This window comes from Streptosporangium sp. NPDC051023 (assembly GCF_040689595.1).
Taxonomy (GTDB): domain Bacteria; phylum Actinomycetota; class Actinomycetes; order Streptosporangiales; family Streptosporangiaceae; genus Streptosporangium.
The window spans coordinates 124,102-146,434 of record NZ_JBFBCE010000006.1 but is presented as its reverse complement, the minus strand read 5'-3'; the positions used below and the strand labels follow the sequence as shown (position 1 = coordinate 146,434).

The 22,333-nt window shown below is 70.1% G+C and carries 20 protein-coding genes; 6 read left to right on the top strand and 14 right to left on the bottom strand.

Annotation, left to right across the window (positions count from 1 at the left end; all coding sequences use genetic code 11):
- Positions 1–69: 69 nt before the first annotated feature.
- A complete protein-coding gene (locus AB0395_RS06120; protein WP_366277536.1) occupies positions 70–714 on the bottom strand; it encodes a TetR/AcrR family transcriptional regulator C-terminal domain-containing protein in 645 nt (214 codons plus the stop codon).
- An 89-nt stretch (positions 715–803) separates the two neighbouring features.
- Between AB0395_RS06120 and AB0395_RS06115 the strand changes: the two genes are divergently transcribed.
- Entirely contained in the window at positions 804–2,321 is a 1,518-nt protein-coding gene (locus tag AB0395_RS06115) for an FAD-dependent monooxygenase (RefSeq protein WP_366277535.1), read from the top strand.
- A 360-nt stretch (positions 2,322–2,681) separates the two neighbouring features.
- Here AB0395_RS06115 and AB0395_RS06110 read toward each other — a convergent pair whose 3' ends face one another.
- Positions 2,682–3,116, bottom strand: coding sequence for a hypothetical protein (locus AB0395_RS06110; RefSeq protein ID WP_366277533.1), 435 nt, complete (start codon positions 3,114–3,116; stop codon positions 2,682–2,684).
- Positions 3,117–3,867: 751 nt separating this feature from the next.
- Here AB0395_RS06110 and AB0395_RS06105 point away from each other — a divergent pair.
- Together AB0395_RS06105 and AB0395_RS06100 are read left to right on the top strand one after the other, a co-directional pair.
- Positions 3,868–4,260 (top strand): DUF1622 domain-containing protein, encoded by a 393-nt coding sequence (locus tag AB0395_RS06105; protein WP_366277531.1) that lies wholly within the window; start codon positions 3,868–3,870, stop codon positions 4,258–4,260.
- Positions 4,253–4,513, top strand: coding sequence for a hypothetical protein (locus AB0395_RS06100; protein WP_366277529.1), 261 nt, complete (start codon positions 4,253–4,255; stop codon positions 4,511–4,513). Before AB0395_RS06105 ends, AB0395_RS06100 begins: the two co-directional genes overlap by 8 nt.
- Before the next feature lie 37 nt (positions 4,514–4,550).
- Here the strand turns inward: AB0395_RS06100 and AB0395_RS06095 are convergent, their stop codons facing one another.
- Both AB0395_RS06095 and AB0395_RS06090 read right to left on the bottom strand, forming a co-directional pair.
- On the bottom strand, positions 4,551–5,198 hold the full coding sequence (locus AB0395_RS06095; RefSeq protein ID WP_366277527.1) for a LysE family translocator: 648 nt from the start codon (positions 5,196–5,198) through the stop codon (positions 4,551–4,553).
- A gap of 35 nt (positions 5,199–5,233) precedes the next feature.
- A complete protein-coding gene (locus tag AB0395_RS06090) occupies positions 5,234–6,220 on the bottom strand; it encodes a LysR family transcriptional regulator (protein ID WP_366277525.1) in 987 nt (328 codons plus the stop codon).
- A 75-nt stretch (positions 6,221–6,295) separates the two neighbouring features.
- Between AB0395_RS06090 and AB0395_RS06085 the strand changes: the two genes are divergently transcribed.
- Complete coding sequence (locus AB0395_RS06085) at positions 6,296–6,820, top strand: cysteine dioxygenase family protein (RefSeq protein WP_366277523.1); 525 nt, start codon at positions 6,296–6,298, stop codon at positions 6,818–6,820.
- A 159-nt stretch (positions 6,821–6,979) separates the two neighbouring features.
- On the opposite strand, the gene AB0395_RS06080 is transcribed toward AB0395_RS06085, so the two are convergent.
- From AB0395_RS06080 to AB0395_RS06045, 8 genes are all read right to left on the bottom strand, one after another.
- On the bottom strand, positions 6,980–7,726 hold the full coding sequence (locus AB0395_RS06080; protein WP_366277521.1) for a PspA/IM30 family protein: 747 nt from the start codon (positions 7,724–7,726) through the stop codon (positions 6,980–6,982).
- A gap of 9 nt (positions 7,727–7,735) precedes the next feature.
- Positions 7,736–8,470: a hypothetical protein gene (locus tag AB0395_RS06075; protein ID WP_366277519.1), complete on the bottom strand. Its 735-nt coding sequence runs from the start codon at positions 8,468–8,470 to the stop codon at positions 7,736–7,738.
- Entirely contained in the window at positions 8,470–10,296 is a 1,827-nt protein-coding gene (locus AB0395_RS06070) for a substrate-binding and VWA domain-containing protein (RefSeq protein ID WP_366277518.1), read from the bottom strand. Before AB0395_RS06070 ends, AB0395_RS06075 begins: the two co-directional genes overlap by 1 nt.
- Before the next feature lie 62 nt (positions 10,297–10,358).
- Complete coding sequence (locus AB0395_RS06065) at positions 10,359–12,152, bottom strand: substrate-binding and VWA domain-containing protein (protein ID WP_366277516.1); 1,794 nt, start codon at positions 12,150–12,152, stop codon at positions 10,359–10,361.
- A gap of 57 nt (positions 12,153–12,209) precedes the next feature.
- Complete coding sequence (locus tag AB0395_RS06060; RefSeq protein WP_366277514.1) at positions 12,210–13,049, bottom strand: TetR/AcrR family transcriptional regulator; 840 nt, start codon at positions 13,047–13,049, stop codon at positions 12,210–12,212.
- A 14-nt stretch (positions 13,050–13,063) separates the two neighbouring features.
- Positions 13,064–15,343 carry a YhgE/Pip domain-containing protein gene (locus tag AB0395_RS06055; RefSeq protein ID WP_366277512.1) on the bottom strand — a complete coding sequence of 760 codons (2,280 nt, stop codon included), beginning with the start codon at positions 15,341–15,343 and terminating at the stop codon, positions 13,064–13,066.
- Complete coding sequence (locus AB0395_RS06050; RefSeq protein WP_366277511.1) at positions 15,340–16,029, bottom strand: ATP-binding cassette domain-containing protein; 690 nt, start codon at positions 16,027–16,029, stop codon at positions 15,340–15,342. The genes AB0395_RS06055 and AB0395_RS06050 overlap by 4 nt, the downstream gene beginning before the upstream one ends.
- 121 nt (positions 16,030–16,150) lie before the next feature.
- Positions 16,151–17,497, bottom strand: a complete 1,347-nt coding sequence (locus AB0395_RS06045; protein ID WP_366277509.1) for a M20/M25/M40 family metallo-hydrolase — start codon at positions 17,495–17,497, stop codon at positions 16,151–16,153.
- A gap of 333 nt (positions 17,498–17,830) precedes the next feature.
- On the opposite strand from AB0395_RS06045, the gene AB0395_RS06040 reads away from it, so the two are divergent.
- Both AB0395_RS06040 and ald read left to right on the top strand, forming a co-directional pair.
- Positions 17,831–19,225 (top strand): aspartate aminotransferase family protein, encoded by a 1,395-nt coding sequence (locus AB0395_RS06040; protein ID WP_366277508.1) that lies wholly within the window; start codon positions 17,831–17,833, stop codon positions 19,223–19,225.
- A gap of 115 nt (positions 19,226–19,340) precedes the next feature.
- Positions 19,341–20,456, top strand: a complete 1,116-nt coding sequence (gene ald / locus AB0395_RS06035; protein ID WP_366277506.1) for an alanine dehydrogenase — start codon at positions 19,341–19,343, stop codon at positions 20,454–20,456.
- A 94-nt stretch (positions 20,457–20,550) separates the two neighbouring features.
- Here the strand turns inward: ald and AB0395_RS06030 are convergent, their stop codons facing one another.
- Positions 20,551–21,306 carry a heme ABC transporter ATP-binding protein gene (locus AB0395_RS06030; RefSeq protein WP_366277505.1) on the bottom strand — a complete coding sequence of 252 codons (756 nt, stop codon included), beginning with the start codon at positions 21,304–21,306 and terminating at the stop codon, positions 20,551–20,553.
- Complete coding sequence (locus AB0395_RS06025) at positions 21,303–22,301, bottom strand: iron ABC transporter permease (protein WP_366277589.1); 999 nt, start codon at positions 22,299–22,301, stop codon at positions 21,303–21,305. Before AB0395_RS06025 ends, AB0395_RS06030 begins: the two co-directional genes overlap by 4 nt.
- Positions 22,302–22,333 lie beyond the last annotated feature (32 nt).

Here is a 22,333-nt window from a genome sequence, read left to right as displayed (position 1 = left end):
CACCTCGCAAATTTTGTGGGCGCCCGTCGGTGTGGGGTGGAGGCGTACGGGCCCGATCTTCGGCGAGTGCTACGGCGACTCCAGGCGGGCGCGCATGCCGCTGAGAATGACCTGCAGGCCGTGCTCGAAGCTCGCGTCGCCGTCGGGGTCGAACAGGTCGTCCAGCGCCCGTGTGGTGAGAGGGAAGCGTTCGGCGTCGAGTGAGAGGGCGATCCGGCCCGGCAGGTAGGGGTTGTCGTCGCCGTACGAGACGCCGGTGCGTGCCTGCTCCTCGATGGTGAAACCGATGGTGTAGTGCAGGAGTGTGGGGAAGGTGCGCGCGGCCTCGCGGAGGGAGAAGCCCGCATCCTGCATCGTCCGCAGGGACAGCTCGGTTATCCGGAAGATGGCCGGGTCGGTGACGTGGGTGCCCGCCATCATCCTGGCCCCGTCCCGGTAGCGCAGCATCACCCGGCGTAGCCGCCGGATCGAGTCGGTGACCCACTCCTCCCATGAGACGCCGCGCCCCGGCAGCTCCATCCCCTCGGTGCTCTCGGCGAGCACGAGCCCGCTCATGGCGTCGAGCAGTTCCTGCTTGTTCTTGACGTGCCAGTAGAGGGCGGGGGCCTGCACGCCGAGCTCTTTGGCCACCAGTCGCATGGTGAGCCCGTCGAGGCCGACCTCGTTGAGCAGTCGCAGCGAGGTCCGTGCGATCGCCTCGGGAGTGATCTTCATCTTGCCCTCCGTCCGGGAACGCTTGACAGCTTAACATCGTTCAATTAATCCTTAACGTAGTTAAATTTAACTGCGTTAAGGAGGCGATCGTGGCGAAAACGGACGTGGTGATCGCGGGGGGCGGGCCGACCGGGTTGATGCTCGCATGCGAGCTGCGGCTGGCCGGGGTCGAGGTCGCGGTGCTGGACCGGCTCGCCGGGCGCGGCGGCGAGTCACGGGCGGGCGGCATCCACGCCCGCACCATGGAGGTCCTCGACCAACGGGGCATTCTCGGGGGTTTCCTCGACGCCGGGCAGAGGCTGCAGAGGGCCCACTTCTCCGCGCTGTGGCTGGACCTCGGCCGCTTCGAGACCAGGTACCCCTTCATACTCATGGTCCTGCAGGCGACCATCGAGCGGCTGCTGGAGGAGCGCGCCGCCGAGCTTGGCGTGCGGGTGCGCTGGTCGTCCGAGGTGACGGGCGTCCACCAGGACGAGACCGGCGTCGACGTCGAGGTACGGGGGCCGGAAGGCGTGAAGACTCTGCGCGCGGACTACCTGGTCGGCTGTGACGGCGGGCGCAGCGCGGTCCGCAAGCTCGCCGGAATCGGCTTTCCCGGGACTCCGGCGACGATGACCGCGATGCTCGGCGATGTGGCGCTCGCCGACCCGCCCACCGAATGGATCTTCCAGGAGCGCAGGGAGCACGGCTCCTTTTCCGTGCTGCCTTTCGGCGAGGACTGGTACCGGGTGATGACCAACGAGTTCGACCACGTGGCCGATCGGGACGCCCCGGCGACCTTCGAGGAGCTGCGGGAGGCGCTCGTGAAGATCGCCGGGACCGACTACGGCATGCACGGCCCCCGCTGGGTCTCCCGGTTCAGCGACGCCGCGCGGCAGGCGGCGGAGTACCGGCGGGGCCGGGTGCTGCTCGCGGGGGACGCGGCGCACATTCACTTTCCCGCGGGCGGGCAGGGACTGAACATGGGGGTGCAGGACGCGGTCAACCTCGGCTGGAAGCTCGCCTCCGTGGTCAACGGTCACGCGCCGCACCGGCTGCTGGACAGCTACCACGCCGAGCGGCACCCGGTCGCGGAGGGAGTGCTGCGCAACACGCGCGCGCAGACGGTGCTGGGGCGTCCCGGTGAGCAGATGACCGCGTTGCGCGAGGTGTTCGGCGGGCTCATCGAGATCGACGCGGTGAACCGGCTGCTCGGCGGCATGATCACCGCGCTGGACATCAGATATCCGATGGGCGGCGGGCATCCGCTGCTCGGGCGGCGGGTTCCCGATCTCGACCTGCGGACCCCGGGCGGGGACATCCGCCTGTTCGGCCTGCTGCACGCCGCCAGGCCCGTCCTGCTCGATCTCGGCGCGAGCAGCGGGGGAGGGCTTGATCTGGCCGCGGTGGCCGAGGGCTGGGCGGACCGGGTCGACCTGGTCGAGGCGAGGTGCCGGGAGGGCGGCTGGCTCCTCCCGGTCGTCGGCGAGGTCCCCGCCCCCGCCGCGCTGCTCATCCGCCCCGACGGCCACGTCGCCTGGGCGGCCCCGGTGGGCGCGGCTCCCGAGACCCCCGAGGACGTGGCCCTCCGCACCGCCCTCACCACCTGGTTCGGCCCGGCCCGCTGACTCCGGGCAGGGTGAGGTGGTGCGCCCGGGAGCCTCTCACGGTTCAGTTTTTGGATCAAACGCTTGTTGGGTATATCGCGTCGGAGTTACTGAACCTCAACGCGATCTGAGCCGCCGCACGGCCCGACGGGCAGGGGCCGGTGACCGCGGGGACGGGGCGATCGCCCCGCCCCCGCGGCCCCGGCGCTTCGGGCATGACTCCCACGACGGTGACTTCCCGCTGCGGTGGGTTCTCACCGTGGTGCTTGTCGGCGCGACGGTGCCGCCGGGAGTCGTGCCCTCGGAGGCGGCGCCTTCAGGGGGCTCTTTCGAAGGCGTCGCCGGAAAGCCCGCACGGGGTGGGCGCGGGCCGTCTTCGGATCAGCAGTGGAAGATCGGGGTGGTGAGGTTGGCCCAGTTGTCGCTCGCGTCCTGGACGGAGCCCTGTACCTGGATGCACCGGCCCTTGCCGTAGACGCTCACCGGACCGGCGTACTGGCCGAACTGGCCGCTGTCGGATTCGTAGTCGAGCTGCCCGCACGGGTTGGACCCCGGCTGGCAGGCCCAGAGCTGGAGGATCATCCCCTTCTTGGTGCCGTAGTTCACGACCCGGTCGAGACGGGCACAGTTCCTGCCCGTGCTCGAGCTGTAGTAAACGTCGAGGTAGCCGTAGGTGCTGCCACCGGAGTTCACCGCTATGTGCTCAATGCGCGAGCCTCCGCAGGACGCGGCGTTGGCCGGGGTCGAGATGCTCAGCGGTACCGCGGTCGCGCCGATCAGGGCGATGGCGGCAATGCCCATCTTGGCAAGCTTCACAGCGTTCTCCTCCAGAAATGATCGAACAGCTACGTCAGTGGACCGTAATTAGCTTTATCTGACGACTCAATGGTTTTGGTCGGCAATAAAAGGGAAAATTGGTGCGACTTTGAGTGGATGCGATCATGAACGGATGGGAAACTGCCTGCTCATGGACCTGTAGTGATGATGCCCGCGTCGCCCGCCTTCGGGGCTTGAGATTTCGGCTTGTCTGGGAATTCCGTAGTCCGGAAAGGGGCGTTCCGTGGTCCGGAAAGGGGGGTTCTGTGGCTCGGAGGGGAATGCTTCATGATTTGGTGATGCATTCCGTTTTACGGAAAGTGGCGTTCCGTGGTCCGGAAAGGGGGGTGACTCGGGGGATGCTTCATGATTTGGTGATGCATTCCGCTTTACGGAAAGAGATGTTCCGTGATTTGAGCGTTCGGTGATTTGGGAATTGCGCTTTGTGGTGGCGGGCGTTCCGTTGGGCGGAAAGAAGTCTTCGGTCTTTTCGTGGGGAATTCCGTGATTCGGAAAGAGGCGCCCCTGTGCCGAGACGCCCGGCCCCGGCTTTCTCGTCTCCCGTCTATCCGCCCTCGCCGGGGCGCACCTCGCTCGGCCGGGATCGTGGCGCCCCGGTGGAGCTGCCCGCCGTACAGGAGCCGCACAGGAGTGGGGAGGGCTCATCCGCAGCCACGGTCCCGGGCGGTCACCGGAGGCAGGACCTGGGTGGTTACCGCTTAGGCGGGAGATCAACGGGTACCAGCAGCACATGCGTGACCTTCTGCCCGAGGAGACCCTCCGGGAGGTCGTCGACCTGTTCGTCCGGCTGGTCGAGGCGGCCGGTGCGGTCGTCATCTTCGTCGGCGCGGTGGTCGCGTTCGCCCGCTTCCTTGTGGTCGCCGTGCGCGAGCGCGACGCCAACGGGTTCGTCGTCGTGCGCCTGTTCCTGGGCAGGTTCCTCGCTCTTGGCCTGGAGTTCCAGCTCGCCGGGGACATCCTGCGTACGGCCATCACGCCGAGCTTCACGCAGATCGGGCAGCTCGCGGCGATCGCGGCCATCAGGACCGCGCTGAACTTCTTCCTGAACAGGGAGATCGAGCGGGAGGGGCGCTCGGTCGGAGAGGTGGCCACCCGTCCCGCGGCCGGTGCGGGAAATGGCTGAGCTGCTCCAGGCGGCCGTCGTCCCGGTCATCGCCATGGGACTGGTCGCCGCGCTCGCCGTCCTGGTGTTCGGCGGCGGCTCCGGGATCGCGGTGGCCGTGCTGCTCGACTTCCTCCTTGCGGCCGGGCTCCTACGCCTGTCCCAGGCCCAGACGTGGACGGCCATCGCGGTCGCGGCGCTCACGCTGGTGATCCGCAGGGTCGTCGCCGCGGGGTTCCTCCTCCGGCCGCGCTCTCCCCGCGGGGCGGGCTGAACGGGCCGGGCCGGATGGAGGGACGGGCGCGGGTCGCTCAGGCCCTGGCCGCGGCGGCGCTCTCGCCGGTGAACGCCGCGACCGCGCCCAGGCCGAGATAGACCACGCCGCTGGTCACGTCCAGGCGGCGACGGGCACGGGCGGAGCGGCGCAGGCGGCCCGCCATGGCCGAGGAGAGCAGGGCGAAGGCGGCGTCGCTCGCCATGCCGAGCGTGATCCAGATCATGCCGAGCACCACGACCTGCGGGGCGATCGGGCCGCGCGCGGGGTCGGTGAACTGCGGGAGGAAGGCCAGAAAGAAGATCGCGGTCTTCGGGTTCAGCACGTTGACCACGAAGCCCTCCCAGAACAGCCGCGCCCTGGACACGGCCTGCGCCTCCAGGGGGGCGTCGCCGTCGGCGCGGGTCATCAGCTTGCGGACGCCGAGCCAGACCAGGTAGGCCGCGCCCAGATACTTGACCGCGGTGAACGCGGTCGCGGAGGCGGCCAGGAGGGCGCTGATGCCGAGGGCGGCGGCGGCCACGTGCACCACGGAGCCGAGGTGGATGCCCAGCACGGACAGCAGCCCGGCGCCCCGGCCCTGGGCGACACTGCGGGTCACGATGTAGAGGACCGCGGGACCCGGCACGAGCAGCAGGGCGAGGGTCGCGGCAGCGAAAAGGGCAAGTGTCGTCAGATCCGGCATATCCGGATCCTAGACTCGGCCCGCTCCGGATCGCCTCAGATTTTCCCGGCCGCGCGCCCGGTGCCGCGCGCCGTACCGGCGCTCGGAGGCTGTCCGTCCCGTGCGGGTGCGGGTTGTCGCGTCGGTGCCGGCTTGTGGCGTGGGGGAGCAGGGGGCTTTCTGGGCGCGGCGGAGGTCAGGGCGGCCAGGAGGGCGGCGGTCGCGGGAGGGGACGGTGGCTCGCCATAGGTGGCGGCGTAGACGTGACGGGTCGAGCCGGGCAGTTCAACCGTTGTGACCTTGGGATGGCGGTGCGCGTGCAGGGCGAGCCCCGGCAGGACCGTCACCCCGATTCCCGCGGCGACGAGAGCCTGGACGGCGACGATGTCGTCGGTGGTGAAGGCGATCTCCGGCTCGAAGCCCGCCTTCGCGCACAGCCGCAGCAGGTGGCTGCGGCACCGGTCGCACCCTCCGATCCACAGGGAGTCCCGGTGCGAGGGCAGTTCGCCGCTCAGGCCGGAGGTGACCAGGTAGCTGGGGTCGTCCATCAGGTGGACCAGCCGGACGCCCTCCGGCTCGGGGGCGGTGTCGTCGTAGCGGAAGATGACCGCCACGTCCACGTAGCCCGCGCGGAGCATCCGCAGGGCCTCCGGCGGTTCGGTCTCGGTCAGGCGCAGCCCGAGCCCCGGATGCCTCTGGGTGAGCAGTGAGGCCGCCTCGGGGACGAACGTGCCCAGAGCCGAGGGGAAGGCGGCCAGTCTGACCCGGCCCGCGCGCAGACCGATGTGCGCGGAGAGTTCGGCGGAGGCGGATTCGATGCGGCCGACGATCTCGGTGGCCCGCTCGGCCAGCAGGCGGCCCGCCTCGGTGAGCCTGATGCCCCGGCCGACCCGCTGGATCAGCTTCGCGCCGGTCTCGGCTTCGAGCTTGGCGAGGTGGTGACTGACGGAGGGTTGGGAGTAGTGGAGTTCCCTGGCGGCCGCGGTGACCGAGCCGTGCCTCGCGACAGCGGCCAGGACGCGAAGCCGTACGACATCGAGCATGTATCAAAATTATCGATGAATGAACAGAAAGATAGGCATTAGACGTTATGTATTGGTGCGACACACCCTTGACGTATGGGAATCACAGCAGTTGTCCGTCCCGGTCTCGCGGAGCTGGTCACGGAGACGCGGGAACTGACCGGCCGGTCCGCGAGCCCCCGTGCGACGGCCTTCGCCGTGGCCGACGCGCTGCGCCGCAGGCCGCTTTCCCCGGAGATCCTCACCGAGGAGGAACGCCTCGGTGACCCCGACCACTACGTGGGTCACATCCTCCACACCGAGCCCGCCTTCTCGATCGTGGCCATCGTCTGGCGGCCGGGCCAGGAGACCGTGATCCACGACCACATCGCGTGGTGCGTGTTCGGTGTGCTGCAGGGCGTCGAGTACGAGACGATCTACCGTCTCGACGGCGACCACCTCACCGAGGCCGGCCGTACGGCCAACCGGGCGGGCGACGTCAGCGGCTTCGCCCCGCCGGGGGACATCCACCGGGTCCGCAACATCGGCGAAACCACGGCGATTTCCCTGCACGTCTACGGCGCCGATCTCGGCACCACCCCGAGCAGTGTCCGCCGGGTCTACGACCTACCGGTTCGCTGAACCCGCCCCGCGGCCCAGCCCCCGGCCCGACTCCGACACCCGGTGTGAGCCCGAGCGGCTCCCCGAGCCCCGACCCCGTGGACTGAGCGCCCGGCTCCGGTGTTCGGTGTGAAACCCGAGTCCCGAGCCGGATCTCCGAGTCCCGCGGACTCCGTGCGCTCAGTTCTCGATCTCGGGCTTCTTGTCGAGGCCGAGGCTCTCCCTGATGGCCTCGAGGCGGGCGGCGCCCTCGACGTCGATGGCGGCGCGCTCCACCTCGATCATTCTGGCCTCGACGGAGTTCGAGGTCAGCTCGGCCTCGCCGAGGGCGCGGGCGTAGCGCTTCTCGATCTTCTCCCGAACCTCGTCCAGAGTCGGGGTCTCTCCCGCGGGGGTGAGCCCGGACAGGTCGCCCATGGCCTTGTTGAGCTGCTCCTGCATCGTGGCCTGGTCGAGCTGGGACAGCAGCCGCATCCGCTCGGAGAGCTTCTTCTGCAGGGCCATGGCGTTGGTCTCGACCGCCGCGCGGGCCTGGGCCGAGGCCTGCCGGGCGCGTTCGTGCATGAGCTGGGCCTCCTGCAACGCGGTCTCCGCGGAGACGAGGCGGGAGGCGAAGGCACGGGCGGAGTCCTCGTAGGACAGGGCCTTGCGCTCGTCACCCGCGGCCCTGGCCTGCTCGGCGAGCAGGATCGCCTGCCGGGCGTTCGCCTGGAGCTTCTCGGTCTCCTCGAGTGAGCGGTTGAGCTTCATCTCCAACTCGTGCTCGTTGCCGATGACCGAGGCGGCCTGCTGGGTCAGGAGCCGGTGCTGTTCCTTGGCCTCCTGGATGGCCTGCTCGAGCTGGACCCGGGGATCGGACAGCTCGTTCAACCTGCCAGACAGGGCGAAGATCAGGTAACGCCAGGCTCGACGGATGACCTTGAACATGGGGGCTCCTCACCGGTCCAGCGCGTCGCGAGTGATCTGTTCGGTTTCGTGCAGGCCGCGCCGGACCCCTTCGAGATTGTCGGCCAGCTCGTCGAGAACCCCGGTCGGCTCCAGGACCCCGGTGGCCGCCGTCGCCGACAGCTCGACCACGCGCGCGAGGAGCTCCTCGATGCTGATCGTGCTCGACTCCATCCGGGCGAGCACCCGGTCCCTGGTCTCCGCGAGCCGGTCGATCACGGCCAGCTGGGAGGCCAGTGAGGCGAGGGCGCGGTCGATGTCGTCGACGAGCCCCTTCCTGGCCTGCTCCCTGGCGCCGGTCAGCCGCAGGCGCTCCTGCCTGATCTGGTCGAGGTCGAACCTGGCCAGCGCGGTCCCGGTTGTCGACGCCTGCCGGGCCAGCCGTTCCAGGGTGGCCATCGCGTCGTCAACCTGGGGCCGCATCAGCGTGATCCGCTCGGCCAGCGGGCCCTGGCCCATCGAGGCGCCCAGCTCGCCGAAGTCCCGGGCCGCCGAGTCCGCCCGCCGCAGCCAGCCGTCCTCCTGGCTGCCCGGGGCGACGGCGGACGCCGTACGGCTCTCGCCCCGCCCCTGGAACGCGGCGGTGCCCGCCTTGGCCAGCCAGACGGCGGCCCCGACGAACACCGCGGCGGCCGGGTGCACGTTGACGGCCCACGCGGCACCCGCGGCGGTCGCACCGAGCAGCAGACCCCACGGTTCTCGCAGTTCCTCAACGAATCGGGACATCAGAAGTTGGATACCACCGCGGTGAACACCTGGTCGATACTTCCCGGTTCGCGAGAGTCGTAGGCGGCGGCGTGCGTCGCCTCCGAGATCTGCTTGAGCACGTCGAGGTCGGCGTCCTGACCATAGGCGATCGTGAACATCCGCACCGATTCCTGGGCGGACTCGGCACGCAGGTCGGGCAGCAGGTTCTCCAGGGAGAGGCTGTTGTTGTCCTCGTTCTTGCCGTCGGTGAGGAAGACCACCGCGTTGATCGCGTCACCGCTGTGCTTGCCGCGCACGTGCTGGTAGGCGGCGAGCGCGGTGTCGTAGAGACCGGTCCCGCCGTCGGGGGTCAGCCCTTCGAGCCTGCTCCGCAGCGTCTTGCGCTGGGCCTCGTCGACGGTGGCCATCGGTGCCAGTTCCAGGTAGTCCTTGTCGCCGTCACGCGCGGTGGAGAACATCCACAGGCCGACGTTGTCGTGCGGGCCGAACTGGGGCAGCGCGTTGACCGCCGCCTGTTTGGCCAGATCCAGCTTGCTCTTGCCGGTGCCCGGCACCAGGGCGCCCATCGAGCCCGAGACGTCGATGACCATGAGCACGTTCGCGGGTTTGCGCAACTCGGCCCAGCTGGAGAGCACCTTGTCGAGCACGTTGGGGGCGGGCGGGCTGAGCGTCGTCTTCGGCTCGGCGGGCAGCAGCCCGTTCGCTTCGGTGATCAGCGTGCCCGGCTTGCCGTCGTAGGACCGGAAGGCGAAGTCGGCGAAGCGCGCCTGCTGCGGCGCGGCCTGCAGGTATGCCAGGAAGTCGGCGGCCACGGCGCGCTTGGCCTCGTCCACCCACGGTGCGGTCAGCACCGCGTACGGGCTGTCCGAGTAGAGGGTTCCCTCCTTCGGGTAGATCGCCACCAGCGGCACCCTGGGCTTGCCGTGCTTGCCCAGTGTCTTGGGGTCACCGGTCGGGTTGCCCTGGTTGTAGTCCCAGACCGACTTCTCCTCGACCGCGACGGCGGAGATGTAGCTCAGGCCCGCTCCCGCGTCGTCGGCCCGCTGCAGGTTCGACAGGAACGTCAGCGTCGTGTCGCCGTAGTGGACGATCGAGCGTTCCACTCCCCGCACGAACTCCCTCGCCTTGGCGTCGGCCACGTTCTTCTCCGACAGGTCGCCCGACAGGCCGGTGGCCGCGAAGTAGGCGCCGATGGTGGCGTTCAGGCCGCTGGTCGAGTAGTTGGGGTTGGTCTTGCCGAGCTTGAACTGCCCCCACTCGGGGTGGCCGTACTTGGCCCACGAGCTCTTCGACAGGTCGAGCAGGTCGGACCAGCCGAGCTTCTTACCGGGCCAGCCCAGTGCCTCGGCCATCGGCTTGGGGATCGCGATGACCAGCGGTGTCTTGGCGATCGACGGGTTGGCCGCGGCGACGAGCGGGCCGGTGTCCGAACCGGCGGCGCGTTGCTGGAGCAGGGTGATCCAGCCGCTGCTCGCCGGAGACCAGACATCGGGACGCGGGCCGTCCTGGCGCTCGTCCCAGCCCCTGGCCAGCGCCTGCATGACGCTGCCGCTGGTCTTGGTCACGATGACGACGTCGGCGCAGCGCCCGCCGACCTTCCTGCCGTTGTACCCTGCCACGATCTTCCGCAGTAGTTCGCCCTTCTCCGAGGACGCCGCCACGGTCAGTTTCACCCCTCCACCGGCACAGGCCTCGGCCTGCGCCGCGCCCTGCTCCGTACCGGAGCCGCCGGACTCCCCGCTCCCGATGTACAGCCGCAGCCCGACGATCAGGGCACCGGCGAGAATGATCGCGATGACGAACGGGGCGAAGTTCCTGCGCCGTCGCTGCGGCTGTTGATACACCCGGCCTCCCGTTGGTGTCGGTACCTATCCGACGAATGAACTCCCGCCAGAGTTCGCCGCGTTCAGAAGTTGGAGATGACGCTGGTGAAGATCCGGTCGATGCTGCTCGCGTCCGAGGAGTCGTAGGCGGCTCCGTCGGTCGCCTCGGCGATTCGTCTGAGCACGTCCTGATCGGCTCCCTCGCCGTAGCCGATGGTGAACAGCCGCACCTCGGGAGTGAGCCTGCGGAGCAGGTTGTCCAGGTCGATGCCGTTCCCCTTCTCGTTCTTGCCGTCGGTGAGGAAGACCACCGCGTTGATCGCCTCGAGGTCCTTGGCCGCCCGCATTCGCTCGACGGCCGCGAGTGCGGTGTCGTAGAGCCCGGTCTCGCCGCCCGCGGTCAGCATGCCGAGTTGCCTGGTCAACTCGGGCCCGGTATTGGAGATCGCGTCGACCGGGACCAGCTCCCGATAGTCGTTCTCGCCGTCCTCCGCGACGGAGAAGGACCACAGTCCGACACGGTCGTCCTTCCTGAACTGTGGCAGCGCGTTGATCGCCGCCTTGCTGGCCAACTGGAGGCGGCTCTCGCCGGTGCCGGACACCTCGGTCTCCATCGAGCCTGACTTGTCCACGACGATCAGCACGTTCGCCCGCTTGCGGAGCTCTGCCCAGCTCCGCAGCACCTTGTCCAGCACCGCGGGGGAGGGCGGGCTGAGTGTGGTGATCTTCGCGTTGGGCAGGATGCCGTTCGCCTCGACGGCCATCGGCCCCGGCTTGCCGTCGAAGCCGCGGAAGCCGTAGGACTGGAACCTCGACTGGATCCGGTCGCTGTGCAGGTAGGTCAGGAAGTCGTCGGCGACGGCTTTCTTCGCGGGATCCATCCAGGTCAGTTCGATGTAGGGGTGGTCGGTGAGGAGCGTGCCCTCTTTGGGGTTGACCGCGACCAGCCGGGTTCGCGGCGCGGCGTGCTTGCCCTGTGTCTCGGGCTCTCCCGAGGGGTTTCCCTGGTTGTAGTCGCTGACCGTCTTCTCGTCGATGGTCACCGCTGAGATGTAGGACATCGCGGAGCCCCGGTCGTCGGCGCGGAGCAGGTTGTCCATGAAGGTCGTGGAGACGTCGCCGTAGTGGACGATCGACTGCTCGACGCTTCCGACGAACTCCCTGGTCTTCGGGTCTGCCACATCGGCGGAGGTCAGATCGGAGGTGGCGCCGGTGGCGGCGAAGTAGGCGCCGACGGTGGCGCTCAGGCCACTGGTCGAGAAGTTGGGGTTGGTCTTGCCCAGTTTGAACCGTCCCCATTCCGGGTGGCCGTGCGCGGCCCAGCCTTGGGGATCGGTCGCCAGCCTGGCGAGGTCGGACCAGCCGATCTCCTTGCCCGGCCAGCCCAGGGCCTCGGCCATCGGCCTGGGCATCGCGATGACCATCGGCGAGGACACGATCGAGGGCGGCTTGCCGTCGGTGACCGGCACCGTGTGATCGGAGCCCCCGACCTGCTGGCGGAGCAGCGCCAGCCACGTCGAGGCCGACGGGGTCCACACGTCGGGCCGTTTGCCGTCGGTGCGCTCGTCCCAGCCTTTGGCCAGGGTGCGCATCGAGCGGCCGGAGTTGACGGCGTCCACGGTGACCACGGTGCAGTGCCCGGCCACGGTACGCCCGCTGTACTCCTTGGCGGCCTCTCGCAGGGTGGCGATCTTGTCCTGTGAGGAGGCGATCCTGATCGTCACGGCCTGCCCCTGGCAGGCTGCCCTGTTTTCCTCGTTTTCCGCACCGCCTCCGCCGAAGAACCAGCGAAGTCCGGCGATCAGTCCGATGGCCAGCACCACGGCCATGAGATAGGGGAGAACCCGCCTGCGCGGTCTTACTCGGGAGTTGACCACGGGACGATCGTAAGAAGAACCTTTTTCCCCTAACAAGAGGTGATCGAGTACTCGTTTTCAGCCAGTCAGTGGTTTACCGGACACCCGTCCGTGAAGAAGATCGACGAGGGTCGCGTGCAGCTGCTCGATCGGGCGGTCAGGGTGCAGCGCCCTGCGCTCGATCGAGACCGTCAGCACCATGCCGAACACCGCGGTCGCCGCGGTGTCCACGTCAAGGTCCGCGCGGATCGTGCCCTCGGCGACCGCCCTGCGCAGCACGACCGCGTAGACGCCCAGCGCCTTCTCGCGGAGCCTGGCGATCGTGTCCTGCCAGGCCGTACGCCACATCTCGGTCAGCAGCACCCGGGCGAACGCGCCGTACTCCTCGAAGAAGCGCAGCTGCGCCATGACCACCGCGTCCAGCGCGCCGAGCGCGGTCCCGACCCCGTCCTCACCCGCTTTCGCCCCGACCTCGCCCTCATCCGCTTCCGCTTCCGCTTCCGCTTCCGCTTGCGCCTCGCCCGAGCCCTCACCCGTTCCCGCCTCGCCCGGCAGGCCGCTCGGAGGGGAGGCGTCTCCTCCGGCACCCGCCCGCCCGGTGTCCGCCTCGCTCATCGCGTCCGCGAGCCGCTGGATCCCGTGTTCGAGCAGGGCGGTGAAGAGCCCCTCCTTGCTGCCGAAGTTGTAGAACACCGTGCCCTTCGCCACCCCGGCGCGCTCGGCGATCGCGTCGACCGTCGCCGCCGTGTAGCCCTGCTCGGCGATCACCTCGACCGCCGCGGCGAACAACCGCAGCCGCGTCTCCGCCCTGCGGCCGTCCCCCCTGCCCGCGGCCGTGCTCTGGCCGGTCCCCGAGCCTCGCCGCTCACGCCCGGCCTGCGTGCCCGCACCCCTGGCCAAGGTTCGCCGTTCAGTCATGAGATCAACCGTAGTCAAAGGGCCAGCTCGGGGTGGAGTCGGCGCATCGACCAGGTACGTCCTTTATGTACCGCGTAGACGCTCAGGGCCAGGCCGAGCGCGGTGAACAGGGCCAGCACCCCGCAGGCCTGCCAGACCACGGTGAGGTCGCCGCCGCTGATCAGCCTGCGCAGCGCGCTGACCACCCAGCTCATCGGGAGCCACGGCGAGATCGCCCTGAAGAAGCCGGGTGACGTCTCGATGGGGTAGGTTCCCGCGGCCGAGGTGAGCTGGAGCATCAGCAGCGCCAGCACCGCGACCCGCCCCGGCGGGCCGAGCAGGGCGCTGACCGCCTGCACGATCGCCAGGAACGCGGCCGTGGTGAGCAGCAGCAGGCCGGCCATCCCGGCCCAGTGCGCGGCCTCCAGGCCGAGCCCGAACCTGATCACCGCCAGCAGCACGCCGACCTGCGCCGCGCCCAGGACGAGCCCGGGGAGCCAGCCCGCGAGCGCGATCCGCCACGCGGGAGCCGTACCGGCCAGGAGACGGGGGTTGAGCGGGCGCAGCACCATGTAGCTCACCATCGCGCCGACCCACAGCGCCAGCGGGACGAAGAACGGCGCGAAGCCGGTTCCGTAGTTCGGCACCCCGTTGAGGACCTGGCTGGCCAGCCTGACCGGCTCGCTCATCATGTCGCCACGCCCGGCGCGCTCCCGCTCGTCGTAGTCGGGGATCCGCGCCGCTCCGTCCCCGAGCCTGTCGCTCAGTTCCTTTGACCCGTCGGCCAGCCTGCCGAGGCCGGTGGTGAGCTCTCCCGCGCCGTCGCGCAGCCTGCCGACCCCGGTGTCCACCTTGGCGGCGCCGTCGCTCAGCCTGACGATCCCGCCGTCGAGCTGGGCCAGCCCCCGGCTGAGCCGGGTGGCGCCGTCACCGAGTCGGGTCAGGCCCGAGGTGAGCTTGCCGCCCGCCGCGCTCGCGTCGCCGAGCCCCGCGCTGACCTTGGCCGAGCCGTCGGCCAGTTCGCCGAGGCCCGCGTCCAGCTGGTCGATCTTCTTCCTCGCCTGTTCGAGGCGCTGCCCCGCGCTCGGCGCGATCTCGGCGGTGCGGGCCGCGATCTCCGAGATCTTCCCGGCGTCCCGCCGCAGCCGGGCCAGGGCCTCGACGTCACCGCCGCCCGCCGTGCTCGGGACCCCGCCGGCCGTCTGCCGGGTCGACTCGGTGAGCCGGTCGGCGATGGCCCGCAGCCGGGGGTCGGCGTCGGGGTTGGCGCTCAGCCAGTCCTGCAGCTGCCGTGCCTGTCGCGAGGCCTGGTCCGTCTCCCGCCCGATCCCGCTGGACGGCCCGGTGCCGTTCGCGACCAGCTCCGCGTCCCGCTCGACGGCCTGGGCCAGCGACCGCAGCCGCGCGCCGTCGCCCCCCAGCACAGGCCCCAGCTGGTCGGCGATCTTGTCAAGCGTCGTGACCTGGGCGTGGACCTGCCGGTAGACCCGCGCGTTGCCTTCGGCGACCCGCTTGGCGCCCTCCCCGAGCTTCGCCAGGCCCCGGCCCAGCTCGCGCGAGCCGCTCTCCGCCTCGCCCAGGCCGCTCGCCAGGCCGTCCGCCCCCGAGGACAGCCTGCCGGTCGCGGTGTTCGCACTGCCCAGGCCGACGGCGAGCCTGTGGGTTCCGTCCTTGGCCTGGCCGAGACCGGTGTTCAGGGCCGAGGCGCCCTCGCCGGCCTTCGCCGTACCGTCGTGCAGCTCGTCCGCTCCGCCCGCGGCCTTCGCGGTCGCGTCGTGCAGCTCGCCGAAGGAGACGAAGACGTCGTCCCAGTAGTCCTTCAGCGCGGTACGGCTCGCCGCGTTCTTGACCTCGGTGAACACCGCGTCCGAGATCGTGCGCATGACGTAGCTGCGTCCGGTGTCCACCCGAACGCCCAGCTCCGCGGGTTTCGGCGTGCCGTCGCCCGAGGGCGAGGCGAGCCTGGCGCTGAAGTCGGCGGGGATGGTCAGCGACAGGTAGAAACCGCCGTCGTTCAGGCCGTCCTCCGCCTGGCGCGCGTCGACCGTGTGCCAGGCGAAGACCCGGCGTTCCCGCAGCTGCCCGGCCAACTCCCGGCCCGCGTCGACCGTTCTGCCGTCCACGGTCGCCGCTCTGTCCTCCACGACCAGCGCGACCGGGATGTTCCCGAGATTGCCCTGTGGGTCCCAGAACGACCACAGGTACAGCCCGGCGTACAGCAGCGGCAGCACGACCACCGCCGCGAGCGCTGCCCTGGTCAGCCGCGACCGGGTGAACCGCCGCAGCTCCAGATCGCCCAACCGCAGTGATCTCATCGCTTTTCCTCCCCGGCCGTGGCGACCGACGTCCCCGGCTCCTCGCCGTGAGCGGCCAACCGCCTCGACGGCAGGCGCAACGTCGTCGGTCCGCCGCTCTCCGTGCATGCCGCGATGACGGTCAGCCCCAGCCCCGCCAGGTCCGACAGCGTCGCCCAGAGCGCGTCGCGCCGCTCGGCGCCGAGACCGGCGTCCACGTTGTCGAGGGCGAGCAGCCCCGGCTCGTCGAGCAGGGCGAGCGCGATCCCGAGTCGTACACGCTCCTCCCGGTCCAGGTCACGGATCAGGGTCCGGTCGCCGGGGGAGCGCCCGAGGCCGGCCAGGGTCAGCGCGGTCCCGGCCCGTGCCGTCTGCCGCCCGCTCCACAGCGGCCCCCTCGCCCGCTCCCGCAGATGCTCGCCGACCGACAGCGCGCCCTCCAGGTCGTTGACCCCGTCGACCAGGCCGAGCGCGGCGACCCGCCGGATCGTCCTCGGTGTGCGGTGTCCTCCGACGGTGAGCGTGCCTCCGGTGGGTTTCATCCGCCCCGCCAGGGTCAGGAGCAGGCTGGTCCGCCCGCTGCCCGCCTGCCCGGCGACGGCCGTGAGGCTGCCGGGGCCGGCCCCGGCGGAGACGTCACGGTAGACCCACCCGTGCCCTCCGCTGAGGGACAGACCGTCTGCGCGGACCGCGACTCCGTGGAACACCGGACCCCCCCTTTTTAGACTGACCAGTCAGTTCAAAAAGTACCACAAAGAAAAACCCCACCCGGTGCGGGTGGGGTTTTCCGATGGACTCCCCTGCCGGGGACGGCTGGGGCGGCCCCGCTCAGAAGGCCGCGGAGCCGTACTCCTGGAGGAAGAGCGCCTCCGCGGTGGCCGTACGGCGCAGCTCCTCGATGTTGACGCGCTCGTTCGGCGCGTGGATCGAGGCGTCGTCGTCCTCCGCGCCGAAGAGCAGAATCGAGGCGGCGGGGAACTGCTTGACGAGTGTGGAGACCAGCGGGATCGAGCCGCCCGCGCCGACGTCGCGCGGCGGCCTGCCGAAGGCGCGCTCCATCGCCCGGTTCAGCGCGGAGCGGGCCGCGCCGCCCGAGTCGGCGAGGTAGCCGGAGCCCAGCACGTAGTCGGTGAAGCTCGCCTTGACGCCCCACGGGGTGACCTGGTTGAGGAAGTCGATCACGGCGTCCGCGGTCGTCTTCGGGTCGCCCGCGGGAGGAACCCGCACGGTCACCCGTGCTCTGGCGACCGGCTGGACCGCGTTGATCGCACCCGAGACGGTCGGCACGTCGAGGCCGGTGACCGTGATGGCGTACGAGGCCCACAGGCGGTCGGCCAGCGAGCCGGAGCCGACCAGGGAGACGCCGTCGAGCACGCCCGCGGTCGCGCGGAACTCCTCCTCGGAGGGGCCGGCGCCGAGGAAGGCGCCGCGCGGCAGGCCGGGGACGCGGATGTCGCCGTGGTCGTCGTGCAGGGCGGCCAGCATCCGGATCAGCGCCGCGAGGGCGTCGGGGGCCGCGCCGCCGAACGAGCCGCTGTGCAGCGCCTCCTTCAGGGTGCGTACCTCGACGGTGAAGGCGGCCAGGCCACGCAGCGAGGTGGTCACGGCGGGGTCGCCGATGCGGGGGTTGCCGGTGTCGGCGACGATGATCGCGTCGGCGCGGACCAGTTCGGGGTTCCGCTCGATGAAGGCCTCAAGGCGCTCCCCGGCGTACTCCTCCTGGCCCTCGATGATCACCTTGACGCCCACGGGGAAGCGGCCCCTGAAGGCACGGAGCGCGGCGACGTGTGAGATGACGCCGGACTTGTCGTCGGCGGCGCCGCGACCGTAAACGGCCCCGTCGATCTCCGTCGGCTCGAAGGCCGGGGTGCGCCACAGCGCGGGGTCGCCCGCGGGCTGCACGTCGTAGTGCGCGTAGAGCAGGACGGTCGGCGCACCGGGCGGGGCAGGGGCCTCGGCGTAGACGGCGGGGAAGCTCCCTTCGACCGGAATCTGCTGGACGTGCGGCAGGCCCGTGCTGCGCAGCAGCTCCTCGGTCACCGCCGCGGCGGCGAGCACCGGCTCCTCCGGATGGCCGGGGAAGGCCACGGAGGGGATGGAGACGAGCCGCTTGAGGTCTTCGATCGCCTGGGGTAGGCCCGCGGCGACGGCGCCCTCGATCTCGTCAGGAGTCACGACGTTCCCTCGCATCTCAATATCTGGTCCGTCCTATTGGATCACAACCGGCGGACAGGCTGTGTGACCGTTCGTGTCCGATTTCCCGGCACGCCTCCCGCCCAGCGGTTTCCCGGCCCGCCTCCCGCCCGGCGGTCCCGGCTGATTCCGCTGGACGGAATCGACCAGGTGAGAGTCCGGACACTCCCAGATTCTATTCGCGGATTTCGTTGTTGTTACACGAAGCTTTTGCGGATTCCGAAGTTCTTGCACTCTGTTGCCACGTTTTCACTTGGCAAGACCTTCTTCGGGCATGCACACTGTGGGAAGCTCAGCTACCGAGGGAAGATCGCAATGAACCACCCCGAAAACACCGACGTGGCCTCGATCATGAAGGCCGCGCAGGACAACCTGTGGCTGCACTTCACCCGGCACAGCTCCCATGAGGGCTCAGAAGTGCCGATGATCGTGCGAGGCGAAGGCAGCTACATCTACGACGTCCACGGCAAGCGTTACCTCGACGGCCTGGCCGGGCTGTTCGTGGTCCAGGCCGGGCACGGCCGCAGCGAGCTGGCCGAGGCCGCCGCCAAGCAGGCTCAGGAACTCGCGTTCTTCCCGCTCTGGTCGTACGCGCACCCCAAGGCCGCCGAACTGGCCCACCGCCTGGCCGAGCAGACCCCCGGCGACCTCAACCGGGTCTTCTTCACCACCGGTGGCGGCGAGGCCGTCGAGACCGCCTGGAAGCTCGCCAAGCAGTACTTCAAGATCACTGGAAGGCCGCTCAAGCACAAGGTCATCAGCCGTCAGATCGCCTACCACGGCACTCCGCAGGGCGCCCTGTCGATCACCGGCATCCCGGCCTTCAAGCAGATGTTCGAGCCCCTGGTCCCCGGCTCGGTGCGCGTGCCGAACACCAACCACTACCGGGCCGACGAGATCACCGGCGTGCCCGGCATGACCCCGGAGCAGTACGGCTACTGGGCCGCGGAGCGCGTCGCCAGGGCCATCGAGATGGAGGGCCCCGACACCGTGGCCGCCGTCTTCGTCGAGCCGGTGCAGAACGCCGGAGGCTGTTTCCCGCCGCCGCCCGGATACTTCAAGCGCCTGCGCGAGATCTGCGACGAGTACGACGTCCTGCTCGTCTCCGACGAGGTCATCTGCGCCTTCGGCCGCCTCGGCACCATGTTCGGCGGGCAGAAGTTCGACTACGTCCCCGACATCATCACCTGCGCCAAGGGCATGACCAGCGGTTACTCGCCGATCGGCGCCATGATCGCCTCGGAGCGACTCTTCGAGCCGTTCAAGAACGGCACCGAGATGTTCGCCCACGGCTACACCTTCGGCGGTCACCCCGTCTCCTCCGCCGTTGCCCTGGCCAACCTCGACCTGTTCGAGCGCGAGGACCTGCTCGGTCACGTGACCCGCAACGAGCCGGTCTTCCGCGGGACCCTCGAGCGCCTGCTCGACCTGCCGATCGTGGGCGACGTGCGCGGCTCCGGCTACTTCTGGGGCATCGAGCTGGTCAAGGACAAGACGACCAAGCAGACCTTCAGCCTGGAGGAGTCCGAGCGCCTCATCCGCGGCTACCTCTCCTCGGCCCTCTACGAGGCCGGTCTGTACTGCCGGGCGGACGACCGGGGCGACCCGGTGATCCAGCTCGCCCCTCCGCTCATCTGCGGCCCCAAGGAATTCGATGAGATCGAGTCGATTCTTCGCTCCGTGCTGACGGAAGCGTGGAACCGTCTCTGACGCCACCACGGCGGCAGCACAATAGTTCTCACCCAATCGTCACGGCATTCGCTGAAACGTCACCACGTTTGGTGGGCCGTGCTGTGACATCCTTTGGAATCCGAAAGGACCCGTTATGAAGATCGGCGTGCCTGCCGAGGTCAAGAACCACGAGTACCGCGTCGCCGCTACTCCGGCGGGCGTCCACGAGCTGGTCCGACACGGCCACGACGTCTACGTGCAGCGCGACGCGGGCCTTGGCTCGCACCTGCCCGACGAGGAGTACCTGTTCGCCGGAGCCAAGATCCTCGACACCGCTGACGAGGTGTGGGGCGAGGCTGACATGATCCTCAAGGTCAAGGAGCCGATCGCGGAGGAGTACCACCGCATGCGTCCGGGGCAGGTGCTCTTCACCTACCTGCACCTGGCGGCGGGCCGTGAATGCACGGAGGCCTTACTCAGCCAGCGGGTCACCGGCATCGCGTACGAGACCGTCCAGGTCGGGAACACCCTGCCGCTGCTCGCCCCGATGTCCGAGGTCGCGGGCCGCCTGGCCCCGCAGGTCGGCGCCTACAACCTGATGCGCTTCAACGGCGGTCGCGGCGTGCTGCCCGGCGGCGTGCCGGGTGTGGCGCCGGCCAAGGTCGTCGTCATCGGCGCGGGCGTCTCCGGTCTCAACGCGGCGCAGATCGCGGTCGGCATGGGGGCGGACGTCACCGTCCTCGACCTCAACGTCGACCGTCTGCGCTTCATCGACGCCATCTACCAGGGACGGCTGAAGACCCTCGTCTCGACCTCGTACGCGATCGAGAAGGAGGTCCTCGAAGCCGACCTGGTCATCGGCGCGGTGCTGATCCCCGGGGCCAAGGCGCCGACCCTCGTCTCCAACGAGCTGGTTTCCAGGATGAAGCCGGGATCCGTGCTCGTCGACATCGCCATCGACCAGGGCGGCTGCTTCGAGGACTCCCGCCCGACCACGCACGCAGAGCCGACCTACCAGGTCCACAACTCGATCTTCTACTGCGTGGCCAACATGCCGGGTTCCGTGGCGAACACCTCCACCTACGCGCTGACCAACGCGACGCTGCCCTACGCGGTCAAGCTCGCGGGCCTCGGCTGGAAGTCCGCCCTCCAGCAGGACCCGGGCCTCGCGCTCGGCCTCAACACCCACGCGGGCCTGCTCACCAACGACCAGGTCGCCCTGGCCCTCGACCTGCCGTTCACGCCGGTCTCCGAGGTCATCGCCGACTAGGCACACCCGTAGGGCGGCGGCCGTACCGCCGCCGTACGGTCCCCGCCCCGTGCTCACCCGAGCGCGGGGCGGTAGGGCCAGGCGAGCCGCCGGGTCAGTGGGCGCGGCGGGGGGAGACTGTGAGGCCCGAGCCGCCGTGGTGGACGTCGATGGCGCAGCCGTACACCTCGCTCAGCACATCGGGGGCGAAAACCTCGGCGGGGGAGCCGTCGGCGACGACGGCGCCGGAGCGCATGACGACCACCCGGCCTGCGTAGGCCGCGGCGAGGTTGAGGTCGTGCAGGACGACCACGACGGTGTCTCCCGCCGCGGAGCGGTCCCTGGCGACGCACATGACCTGTTCCTGGTGCCGGATGTCCAGGGCCGCCGTCGGCTCGTCCAACAGCAGCACCGGGGCACGCTGCACCAGGACCCTGGCCAGAGAGACGCGGGCCTGCTCCCCGCCGGACAGGGTCGGGTAGGCGCGGGCCGCCAGGTGCGCCACGTCCGTAACCGCCATGGCTCCCTCGAGGAGTTTCTCCTCCTCGACGGCGGTGAGGCGGGAGCCGTACAGGCCCATCGCGACCACCTCGGCCGCCGTGAACGGGAAGGCGACCGTGACGCGCTGCGGGAGCACCGCGCGCATGCGCGCCAGCCTGGCCGGGCGCAGCGAGCGCAGTGGCCGCCCGCCAAGGGTGACCGAGCCGGACGACGGCGCGACGTCCCCGGCCAGCACGGACAGCAGCGAGGACTTGCCCGCGCCGTTCGGGCCGACCACCGCGACCAGCTCACCCGGCCCGACCCGCAGTGAGACGTCGGCGAGCAGCCGTGCGGGCCCCGCGGAGACGGAAACCGAGCGGACGTCGATCACGCCCATCCTCCTTGTCTGGATCGGGTACGGCGCAGCAGCCACAGGAAGAACGGGCCGCCGAGCAGGGCGGTCAGGACACCGATCGGCAGCTCAGCGGGGACCGCGACCGTTCGCGCGACCAGGTCGGCGGCCAGCAACACCAGGGCTCCTGCCAGGGCGGAGGCGGGCAGCAGCACCCGGTGTCCCGGCCCCGCGGCCAGGCGGATCAGGTGCGGCACGACCAGGCCGACGAAGCCGATGATCCCGGCCGCCGCGACGGCCGCGCCGGTCAGCAGCGCGGCCAGCAGGATCACACCGAGGCGGATTCGCTCGGTGTCCACCCCCAGATGCCGGGCGCTCCGCTCGCCCAGCGCGAGCACGTCCAGCGTCCCCGCGAAGAACGGGACCAGCACCAGCCCGACCACGGCGAACGGAAGCACCGCGGCGACCACGGGCCAGGTCGCGCCGCCGAGGCTGCCCAGGCTCCAGAAGGAGATCGAACGCAGCTGCGCGTCGTCGGCGAGGAAGGTCAGCAAGCCGACGATCGCTCCCGCGACGGCGTTGACCGCGATGCCGGTCAGGACCAGGGTGACGACCTCGGTCCTGCCGTCCGAGCGGGACAGCAGGTAGACGAGGAAGGTGGCGGCCAGCCCGCCGAGGAAGGCGGCCACGGTCACCGACCAGCCGCCGAAGGCGCTGATGCCCAGCACGATCGCGCCGACGGCGCCGACGGCCGCGCCGGAGGAGACGCCGATGACGCCGGGCTCGGCGAGCGGGTTGCCGAAGACGCCCTGCATGGCGGCTCCCGCGACGCCGAGCGAGGCGCCGATCAGCACGGCCAGGACCACGCGGGGGAAGCGGATCTGCCACAGCACCGCGTCGTGCGGGCCGGTGCCGCCGAAGAGGGAACCCACCACCTCCTCGAACGGCACCGGGACCGCGCCGATCCCCGCGGATGCGACGCAAAGCGTGGCGAGCAGCACCGCGAGAGCGGGGATCAGCGCGTTTCTCAGCACCGTGCGGCCGGTCCGGGGAGCGGACGACCCCG